7 protein-coding genes are annotated in these 9710 nt (G+C 74.9%); 3 read left to right on the top strand and 4 right to left on the bottom strand.

Features of this window, described 5'->3' with window-relative positions:
- Window positions 1-1303, bottom strand: a 1303-nt coding sequence (locus HCN52_RS17600) for an ATP-binding protein (RefSeq protein ID WP_168089409.1), incomplete at its 3' end; no start/stop codon positions are given.
- A 504-nt stretch (window positions 1304-1807) separates the two neighbouring features.
- Between HCN52_RS17600 and HCN52_RS17595 the strand changes: the two genes are divergently transcribed.
- On the top strand, window positions 1808-4648 hold the full coding sequence (locus HCN52_RS17595; RefSeq protein WP_168089408.1) for an FAD-binding and (Fe-S)-binding domain-containing protein: 2841 nt from the start codon (window positions 1808-1810) through the stop codon (window positions 4646-4648).
- 34 nt (window positions 4649-4682) lie between these two features.
- On the opposite strand, the gene HCN52_RS17590 is transcribed toward HCN52_RS17595, so the two are convergent.
- Window positions 4683-5732 carry a beta-ketoacyl-[acyl-carrier-protein] synthase family protein gene (locus tag HCN52_RS17590; RefSeq protein WP_168089407.1) on the bottom strand — a complete coding sequence of 350 codons (1050 nt, stop codon included), beginning with the start codon at window positions 5730-5732 and terminating at the stop codon, window positions 4683-4685.
- Window positions 5733-5927: 195 nt separating this feature from the next.
- Here HCN52_RS17590 and HCN52_RS17585 point away from each other — a divergent pair, with 195 nt between their 5' ends.
- Complete coding sequence (locus tag HCN52_RS17585) at window positions 5928-6407, top strand: GNAT family N-acetyltransferase (RefSeq protein ID WP_168089406.1); 480 nt, start codon at window positions 5928-5930, stop codon at window positions 6405-6407.
- A gap of 147 nt (window positions 6408-6554) precedes the next feature.
- Here the strand turns inward: HCN52_RS17585 and HCN52_RS17580 are convergent, their stop codons facing one another.
- Both HCN52_RS17580 and HCN52_RS17575 read right to left on the bottom strand, forming a co-directional pair.
- Window positions 6555-7943 (bottom strand): GntP family permease, encoded by a 1389-nt coding sequence (locus tag HCN52_RS17580; RefSeq protein WP_168089405.1) that lies wholly within the window; start codon window positions 7941-7943, stop codon window positions 6555-6557.
- An 84-nt stretch (window positions 7944-8027) separates the two neighbouring features.
- The gene (locus tag HCN52_RS17575) at window positions 8028-8543 is read right to left on the bottom strand and encodes a gluconokinase (protein ID WP_168089404.1); all 516 of its coding nucleotides are present in this window, start codon (window positions 8541-8543) and stop codon (window positions 8028-8030) included.
- A gap of 262 nt (window positions 8544-8805) precedes the next feature.
- Here HCN52_RS17575 and HCN52_RS17570 point away from each other — a divergent pair, with 262 nt between their 5' ends.
- A complete protein-coding gene (locus tag HCN52_RS17570) occupies window positions 8806-9540 on the top strand; it encodes a FadR/GntR family transcriptional regulator (protein WP_168089403.1) in 735 nt (244 codons plus the stop codon).
- Window positions 9541-9710 lie beyond the last annotated feature (170 nt).

Raw genomic sequence — 9710 nt, 5'->3', positions numbered from 1 at the left:
GCTCACCGGTGCCCGCTCCGGACGGCGCTGGGCCAAGCCCATCGTCATGGAGTCGATCCTGCGCGGCGCCATGGGGCGCATCGCGGGTTACCAGCGGGGCGGGGTGGGCGCCGGCGGAGGTCCGCCGGCTGGCGCGGCGGGAGGGCAGTCCCGCCAGCAGGTCCTGGGCGGGCACGGACGGCGTCGCCGGCGGCTCCGCCGCGTCGTCGCGCTGCGGGTGGCTGACCAGCGACTGGGGGATGCGCACCAGCACACCGGTGCCGCCGCGGGCGGAGGGGCGGTACGACACGGTCAGCCCGTGCTTGCGGGCCAGGGAGCCGACGACGGCCAGGCCGAGCCGGGTGCCGGAGAGCGCGGAAATGTCGAGCTTCTCGGCGGTGACCGCCTGCTCGGCGCGCCGCAGCGCCACCTCGCCCATGACCAGCCCGCTGTCCTCCACGGTGACGACGATGCCGGAGGGCACCTCCTCGACGTAGACGTGGACCTCGGCGGTGGGCGGCGAGAAGCTGGTCGCGTTGTCCATCAGCTCGGCCAGCGCGTGCATGACGCCCTCGGCGGCGTGGCCGGCGATCGCCGCGGTGCTGGTGGAGTGGAGCCGGACCCGCTGGTAACCCGCGATGCGCCCCATGGCGCCGCGCAGGATCGACTCCATGACGATGGGCTTGGCCCAGCGCCGTCCGGAGCGGGCACCGGTGAGCACCGCGATGGAGTCGGCGATCCGACCGGCCTGCGCGGTGCGGTGGTCGAGGTGCAGCAGGTCGGCGAGGACGTCCTCCCCGCCGTGACGGTGCTCCATCTCCCGCAGGTCGGCGAGCATGCTGGTGGCCAGCGCCTGCATGCGGCCCGCGGCGTTGGCGCCGGCGGCGGTGGTCGCCGCGCGGGCGGCCTCGGCGCGGCCGACCTCCTCGGCGACCTGCCGGAGCACCGAGCGGTGGGAGGCGTCGTCGGGCGAGGGGCAGGCGGCCAGGGCCGTCTCCGCCGAGTCGCCGTCACGCAGCCGTTCCAGCAGCGCCGGCAGCACCTGCTCCGCCAGGACGGCGCTCGCCTCCTCGTGTCGGGCCAGCGCGGCCCGTGCCCGGGCGGTCGCCCGGCGCCGCTGCTCCGCGACGGCGCGGAAGAAGACCGCGGTGACGACCGCGGCGCCGCCGATCCCGTACAGGGTGCGGACGACCCAGCTGGGGTCCTCCACCACCAGGGTCTCCAGCACGGCGATGACGAGAGCCACCACCAGGAGCGCCAGGAACGGGTCACGCAGTGGGGGACGCTCCGCCCGGCGGTGGGGCGCGGCGGGTTGCGCTGTCATCAATGAGGTCCTCGGGCGGCTGATCCTGGCGAGACAGTTGTAGGGGGAACGGGGTCGTCACTCTGCGCGCACGCGCAATTCGCAGCAACTATAGGAGAGTTATCGTCTGAATGCGTAGAGTTCCTGTGAAGGAATCGGTCACTGCTGATCAGTGACAGCTGACGTTCTGTCACCACGGTGGCTTGGGTCATCTCTTGGGGCGCATGCGGCGCCGACCGGACCCCGCCGGCGCTCCCGGGCGGCCACCGATCGCCCGGAGCCACCGATGCGATTCCGCCACCCCGCGGCGCTCCCACCGCGCTCCCACCGCGCCCGGACCGCACCCCGTCCGGACGCCGGACCGCGCCGCCCGACCCCGGCCGACCGGCGACGCTTCACCCGCCCGGCCACCCGCCCGGCCACCCGCCCGGCTCACCCGCCCGGCTCACCCGTCCCGCCCACCGACGGCCGACACCCGGGTCGTCGAGCCGGGCGCGGCCGCGCCGGAGAGGGCAGGCTGGAGGCATGGCGAGTGACACCGAGACCACCGAACTGGCGGCCGCCCTGCGCGCGGCGGTCCGCGGCGACGTCGCGTTCTCCACCACCGACCGCGCCCTCACCACCATGGACGCCTCCAACTACCGGCGGGTCCCGCACGGCGTCGTCGTCCCGCACGACGCCGAGGACGTCGCGGCCACCCTCGCGGTCTGCCGCGAACGGGGCGTGGCCGTCACCGCCCGCGGCGGCGGCACCAGCATCGCCGGCCAGGCCACCGGCACCGGGGTGGTCCTCGACTTCACCCGCCGCATGAACCGCGTCCTCGACCTCGACCCCGGCACCCGCACCGCCCGCGTCCAACCGGGCGTCATCTGCGACCAGCTCCGGGACGCCGCCGCCCCCCACGGCCTCACCTTCGGCCCCGACCCCTCGACCCACAGCCGCTGCACCCTCGGCGGCATGATCGCCAACAACTCCTGCGGCTCGCACTCCGTCGCCTGGGGCACCACCGCCGACAACGTCGAGGACCTCACCGTCCTCACCTACCGGGGCGAGCACGCCCACCTCGCCCCCGGCGGCGCCGGGGTCCCCGCCGCGCTCCGCACCGCCGGCGAGCGGCTGGTCGCCGACCACCTCGCGCTGCTGCGCACCGGCATGCCCGAACTACCGCGCCGCATCTCCGGCTACGCCCTCGACCAGCTGCTCCCCGAGCACGGCGCCCACTGGGCCCGGGCCCACACCGGCAGCGAGGGAACCCTCGGCATCCTCACCGAGGCCACTGTCCGCCTCGTCCCGTCACCGCCCGCCCGCGCGCTCGCCGTCCTCGGCTACCCCGACGAGTCCACCGCCGCCGAGGCCGCGCCCGACCTGCTGCCGCTGCACCCCCTCACCGTCGAGGGCATGGCCGCCGACCTCGTCGGCGACGCCAGCCGCGCCCACCTGCCGCGCGGCGCCGCCTGGCTCTTCGTCGAGACCGGCGGCGCCGATCCCGCCGAGGCCGAGGCCGCCGCCCGTCGCGTCTGCCGCGCCGCCACCGGCACCACCACCGGCGAGACCGTCGTCACCGACCCCCGCGACCAACGGGCGCTGTGGCGGGTCCGCGAGGACGCCTCCGGCACCGCCACCCGCACCGCCGACGGCAGCGAGGCATGGCCCGGCTGGGAGGACTGCGCCGTCCCCCCGGCACGGCTCGGCCCCTACCTCCGGGGGTTCCGCGCCCTGCTCACCGAGTACGGGCTGCGCGGGCTGCCCTACGGCCACTTCGGGGACGGCTGCATCCACGTCCGCATCGACTTCGACCTGTTGACCGCCGCCGGCATCGAACGGTTCCGGGCGTTCTCCCTCGACCTCGCCGACCTCGTCACCGCCCACGGCGGCTCCCTCTCCGGAGAGCACGGCGACGGCCTCGCCCGCGCCGAACTGCTGCCCCGGATGTACGGGCCGGAGATGGTCGACCTCTTCCACCGGTTCAAGGACCAGTGGGACCCGGACAACGGCCTCAACCCCGGAGTCCTCGCCCGCCCCGCTGCCCTCGACGACCACCTGCGGTTCGCCCCGCTGCCGCGCGAGCCCGTCCCCGTCGCCTTCGGCTACCCCGAGGACGGCGGTGACTTCACCGCCGCGGTGCGCCGCTGCGTCGGAGTCGCCAAGTGCCGCGACACCAAGCCCGGCGCCGGGGTGATGTGCCCCTCCTACCGCGCCACCGGCGAGGAGAAGCACTCCACCCGCGGCCGGGCACGGCTGCTCCACGAGATGCTCGCCGGGGAGATCGTCACCGACGGGTGGCGCTCCCGCGAGGTCCACGACGCCCTCGACCTCTGCCTCTCCTGCAAGGGCTGCCGCTCCGACTGCCCGGTCAACGTCGACATGGCCACCTACAAGGCCGAGTTCCTCCACCAGCACTACCGCGGGCGGCTCCGCCCGGCCGCCCACTACGCCATGGGCCGGCTGCCCGACTGGCTCCGCCTCACCGCCGCGCTCCGCCTGGCCCGGCCGGCCAACGCCCTCGCCGCCGTCCCGCCGCTGGCCGCCCTCGCCAAACGGCTCGGCGGCCTCACCCCCGAGCGCCCGATCCCGCGGATCGCCACCGCGCCGTTCACCCGCACCACCGAGCCGGGTGCCCCGCTCCCCGGCGGCGGCGCCGCGCGCGGCGCGGACCTGCTGCTCCTGCCCGACACCTTCACCAACCACCTGGCTCCGGAGGCCGGACACGCAGCCCGCGCCGTCCTGGCGGACGCCGGGCTGACGCCGGCGCTTCCCGACGGGCCGGTCTGCTGCGGCCTCACCTACGTCTCCACCGGTCAACTGGACCGGGCCCGCGCCGTGATGCGCCGTACCCTGGACGTCCTGGAACCCGCTCTCGACGCCGGGGTCCCGGTCACCGTGCTGGAACCGCCCTGCGCCGCCGCGCTCCGCACCGACCTCCCCGAGCTGCTGCCCGACGACCCCCGCGCCGCGCGCCTGGCGGCCGCGACCCGGACCTTCGCCGCGACCCTGGAGGAGCTGGCCCCCGACTGGCGCCCGCCCCGCGTCGACCGGCCCGTCGCCGGCCAGACCCACTGCCATCAGCACGCCGTGCTCGGCGACGCCCCCGAGCGGCGGCTGCGCGAGGCGGCCGGCCTCACCGGCGAGCTCTCCGGCGGGTGCTGCGGCCTCGCCGGCAACTTCGGCTTCGAGAAGGGCCACTACCAGGTGTCCGTGAGCTGCGCCGAGGAGCAGCTGCTGCCCGCGGTCCGCGAGGCGCCCGCCGAGGCCGAGATCCTCGCCGACGGCTACTCCTGCCGCACCCAGCTCGACCAGCTCGGCGGCCACCGCTCCCGCCACCTCGCCGAGGTGCTGGCCGAGCACCTGCCGCACGGCCCCCGGTGACCGCTCCCGGCGGGGCGCGCGAGTCGGCGCACCATCACACGCGGACACCGCCCAGGCGCAGCGCGGTGGTGGTGAAACCGGGACCGTGGGCGACAAGGAGCCCCGGGCCGGCTGGTGGAACGGGGGCGGCCAGAGTGCGAGCGAGGACGTCCAGCACCGCGACGCCGCCGAGGTTCCCGGCCTCAGCCAGGGAGGCGCGGGCGTGGTGCCCCTGCTCCGGCCCCACGCCGATGGCTTCCAGCGTCGTGGTGATGATGCCGGGGCCGCCGGGGTGGACGACCGCCCACCGAGGTGCGGGGCCACGGCCGAGCCAGTCCGTCAACGCGGGGCCGACCTGCGCCGGCGCACTCCGCGACCGGGCGCCTGAGTCGAAGCGGATGCCCGGTTGGTCGATCACGCCCCAGTAGGCGTCCTCGGAATCGGGCAGCAGGTACTCCCACGCCTCTCCCACCGGAACGCGGCGTCCGTCCGTCGGGGTCGCCTCGCCCGTGACGACAGCGGCACCGGCGGAGTCCCCGAACAGCCCCGAGTACAGGACCTGCTGGAGCGAGAGTTCACCGGACGGGTGGAACAGGGTGGACAGCGCCTCGCTGACGACGACCAGCACAGCGGCGTCGGAACGGTCGCGGGCGATACGGGCGGCCTGCGCGATGGCGTGGGCGCCACCGGCGCAGGCGGCGGTGGCCAGGCCGATCCGGGAGACGTCGGGCCGCAGCCCGAGTCGGCGGATGAGGTCCACCTCCAAGCCGGGCACGGTGTAGCTGGACGTGTGCGAGGTGACCACCGCGTCGATGTCGTCGGCGCCGAGCCCAGCTGAGGCGAGGGCGTCGGCGGCTGCGGTGACCGCGAGGTCGCGGGCGGCAGCGTAGGCGGCACGGGATCGCGGACCGACGCCGTCGGCGGCGCCTGTGCTCGCCGGCGGTCGAAGCCAGGGCCGTTGCTCCACCCCGGCGCTGCGCACCATGCGTATCCAGGTCGCCAGGCGCGGATGGCGGGGGTGGTGCTCCCGGTAGGCGGCGGCGAGCTCATCCGTGCTGACCCAGTGAGGCGCGTACCGAACAGCGGGCATGGTGATGCAAGGCATGGCGTGACGGTAGGCAGGCCGCCGCTTCCGCACCCCGCGAACGGGGGAGGCCCACTCGAAGGTGGGATGGCTCGGCCGGACGGCGGACCGTTCGAGCCCCGCTGCGTGCCGCACATGCGGCGACCTCGGCCGGGTCGCGTCCGACGGACCACGACGCCACGAACAGCGGCCTCCTCCGGCGCTAGGCTGCCGGGCATGATCCGGACAGCACGCGAGAGCGACGTTCCCGCCATCCACGCGATGATCCGGGAGCTGGCCGCCTACGAGAAGGCCGAGCACGAGGTCGAGGCCACCGAGGAGCAGCTGCGCGAGGCGCTGTTCGGCCCGCAGCCGGCGGTGTTCGCGCTGGTCGCGGAGGACGGGGAGTCCGGGGAGCCCGTCGGCTTCGCGCTGTGGTTCCGGAACTACTCCACCTGGACCGGCACCCACGGCGTCTACCTGGAGGACCTCTACGTCCGGCCCGAGGCGCGCGGCGGCGGCCACGGCCGGGCGCTGCTGGCGGCACTGGCGCGGATCTGCGTGGAGCGCGGCTACCGGCGGCTGGAGTGGTGGGTGCTGGACTGGAACGAGCCCGCCATCGGCTTCTACCGGTCGATCGGTGCCGAGCCGATGGACGAGTGGACGGTGCAGCGGGTGACCGGCGAGGCGCTGGAGCGGCTGGCCCGGCACCGCTGACCCGCCCCGCCCGGTCGCGCCCGCGGCTCGCTCCCGTCGACCGGCCGAGCCCGTGAACGAGGGACGCCCCCTGCTCCGCGACGATCTCGCGGAGCAGGGGGCGTCCGTGGTGCGGGGCGGCGGGCCCGGGGGCGCCGCCGCCCTGCGTCAGGCGATGGCGAAGATGGCCGCCGCCATGGTGAAGCCCATCAGACCGACGGTGGTCTGGAGCACGGTCCAGGTCTTCAGCGTGGTCTTGACGTCCATGCCCAGCAGGCGGCCGACCAGCCAGAAGCCGGAGTCGTTCACGTGGCTGGCGGTGACCGAGCCGGCGGCGAGCGCCAGCACGATGGCGGCGACCTCGACGGCGTTGTAGTCGCCGGCGAGCACCACGGACTGCACCAGCCCGGCGGCGGTGATCAGCGCGACCGTCGCCGAGCCCTGCGCGATGCGGAGCGCGGTGGCGACCAGGTAGCCCACGACGATGACCGGCAGGCCGAGGTCGGAGAGCGAACCGGAGAGCGCGTCGCCGATGCCGCCCTCGCGGAGCACGGCGCCGAACATGCCACCGGCGCCGGTGATGAGGATGATGGAGCAGATCGGGCCGAGGGCCGAGTCGGTGAGCTTCTCGATGACGTCGCTGCCGCGGCCGCGCCGGGTGCCCAGCACGTAGATGGCGACCAGGACGGTGATCAGCAGCGCGATCGGGGTGGCGCCGATGGCCTGGAGGAAGTGGACCCAGCCCGCGTCTCCGTCGACCCACCCGGCGGTCGCCGCGGTGTTGAGGCCGGTGTTGCCGAAGATCAGCACCAGCGGCAGCATCAGCAGCGCGATCACCGTCAGCGGGGAGGGCGGGTTCTCGTCCTTCTCCGCCTGCTCGCCGCCGGTCAGGATGTCCGGGACGGGGAGGACGATGCGCTTGCCGACCCAGAGGCCGAAGAGGTAGCTGGTGACGTACCAGGTCGGGACGGCGATGACGAGGCCGAGCAGGATGACCAGGCCGATGTCCGCGCCCATCAGCTCGGAGGCGGCGACCGGGCCCGGGTGCGGCGGCACGAAGATGTGCATCACCGAGAAGGCGCCGGCGACCGGCAGGCCGTAGCGCAGGATGCCGCCGCCGACGCGGCGGGCGACCGTGTAGACGATCGGCAGCATGACGACGAGGCCGGCGTCGAAGAAGATCGGGAAGCCGAAGCACAGCGAGGCGATGGAGAGCGCCAAGGGGGCTCGGTCCTCGCCGAAGCGGCGGATCAGGGCGTCCGAGAGTGCCTGCGCGCCGCCGCTCACCTCGATCAGCCGGCCCAGGATAGCGCCCAGACCGACGAGGAGGGCCACGCCTCCCACGGTCGAGCCGAACCCGCTCACCAGGGTGTCCACCACCTGGTCGGAGGGGATGCCGGCTGCGAACGCGGTGAGCAGGCTGACCAGGATCAGGGCGAGCAGCGCGTGGACGCGCAGCTTCATGATCAGGAACAACAGCACACCGATGGCGGCGGCGGCGATGGCCAGCAGTGGGCCGGTGCCCATGGTCTGCGTCCAGGTGTCGGTGGGGTCCATGCGTGAGCTCCGTTGCCGTGCGGGACGTGGTGGGTCGGTGGGGTGGGGGGCGGCCGGGCGGCGGGGGACGCGCCGCCCGCCCGGTCAGGCCGGGTGGGTGAGGCCGAGGGCGGCCAGCGCGGCGTCCACGATCTCGTCGGGGGTGCGGCGCAGGTCGACGGTGACGCCGTCCTCGTCCGTGCCGAGCGGTTCCAGGTCGGCGAACTGCGAGGCCAGCAGGGTCGGCGGCATGAAGTGCCCGGTGCGCAGGTGCAGTCGGCCGGAGATCAGCTCCTGGCTGCCGTCGAGGTGCACGAACCGGACCCGGCCCTCGGCCTCACGGAGCAGGTCGCGGTAGCTGCGCTTCAGCGCCGAGCAGCTCACGACGCCGGAGGCGCCGGTGGCGGCCCGCTCGCTGATCCAGTCGCGGATGATGCCCAACCACGGCAGCCGGTCGGCGTCGGTCAGCGGTGTCCCGGCCGACATCTTGTCGATGTTGGACTGCGGGTGCAGCGCGTCCGCCTCCGCCATCGGCCAGCCGAGGCGGTCGGCGAGCAGCTCGGCGATGGTCGTCTTGCCGGCTCCCGACACCCCCATGACCACGAGCGTGGTCGGCGACATGGGCCTCTCCTCACTGAAAGGTGTTACCAATGGTGGGGAAAGGTAACACCAATGTTTCCGGCAGGGGAACCCCCGGAGGCGCGGTCGGCACACTCGCTTCGATAACGGTTGCGTCGCAGGTCAGCGGCGGGTGCGCGACCGGTGGCGCTGCGTCGTCCCCGTGCTCGGCCGGTCCGCCTCCCGGCCGTTTTCCCGGTCACCGGCCGACCCCGGCGCGTGGCTCCCGGCGTCCGCCGGCGGGAGCGGAGGATAGGGTTCCGACGTGGGGACAGAGCGAGCGGACACCGGAGCGGGCCACGGCGCCTCCCTCCACCGGTCGGTGCTCGACGCGCTCGGGTCGGAGATCACCGCGGGCACCCTCGCCCCTGGTCACGGCCTCACCCTCGACGGCATCCAGGAACGGTTCGGCGTCTCGCGGACCGTCGCCCGCGAGACCATGCGGCTGCTGGAGTCGATGGGACTCGTCGTCTCCCGCCGCCGCGTCGGCATCACGGTCCAGCCCCCGGGCTCCTGGCACGTCTACGACCCCCGGGTCATCTGGTGGCGGCTCGCCGGCCCGGGGAGGGACACCCAGCTCCGCTCCCTCACCGAGCTGCGCATAGCGGTCGAACCCCTCGCCGCCGCGGCGGCGGCACGGGAAGCCACCACCTCCCAGCGGGAACGCCTGCTGGAGCTCGCCGTCGAGATGCGCGCCCTCGGGGAATCCGGCCGGCTCGAACCCTTCATGGACCTCGACGTCGAGATGCACTCGCTGCTGCTGCGCGCCAGCGGGAACGAGATGTTCGCCGCCCTCACCGACGTGGTCGCCGCCGTGCTGCGCGGTCGCACCCAACTCGGTCTGATGCCCCACCGCCCCGTGCCCGAGGCGCTGGACCTGCACGACGAGGTCGCCCGGGCGGTCGCCGCGGGGGAGCACGAGGCGGCCGAGACGGCGATGCGGCGGCTGCTCGCCGAGGTTCGCGACGCCATGGCGCCCGTGCGGCCCCGGCGGCGCTGACCGGGCGCACGACCGGGCGCACGACCGGGCGCACGACCGGGCGCACGACCGGGCGGCTCCGGCGAGGCCGGGGGAGTCGAGGAGGCTCGCGCGCCACCGCCACCGCCACCGCCACCACCGCCACCGCCACCGCCACCGCCGCCATCCGGGGTGCCGGCCTCCCGCGCGGC

This window comes from Streptomyces bohaiensis, from assembly GCF_012033785.1.
Lineage (GTDB): Bacteria > Actinomycetota > Actinomycetes > Streptomycetales > Streptomycetaceae > Streptomyces > Streptomyces bohaiensis.
Note: the sequence above shows the minus strand (reverse complement) of the source record. Positions and strands in the feature narration are given on the sequence as shown.

What these genes read in the sequence shown, in the direction of transcription:
- HCN52_RS17575 (WP_168089404.1), bottom strand. Translation starts at nt 8,543, where the DNA reads ATGTCGCCGACCACGCTCGTGGTCATGGGGGTGTCGGGAGCCGGCAAG.
- HCN52_RS17595 (WP_168089408.1), top strand. Translation starts at nt 1,808, where the DNA reads ATGGCGAGTGACACCGAGACCACCGAACTGGCGGCCGCCCTGCGCGCG.
- HCN52_RS17580 (WP_168089405.1), bottom strand. Translation starts at nt 7,943, where the DNA reads ATGGACCCCACCGACACCTGGACGCAGACCATGGGCACCGGCCCACTG.
- HCN52_RS17590 (WP_168089407.1), bottom strand. Translation starts at nt 5,732, where the DNA reads ATGCCTTGCATCACCATGCCCGCTGTTCGGTACGCGCCTCACTGGGTC.
- HCN52_RS17585 (WP_168089406.1), top strand. Translation starts at nt 5,928, where the DNA reads ATGATCCGGACAGCACGCGAGAGCGACGTTCCCGCCATCCACGCGATG.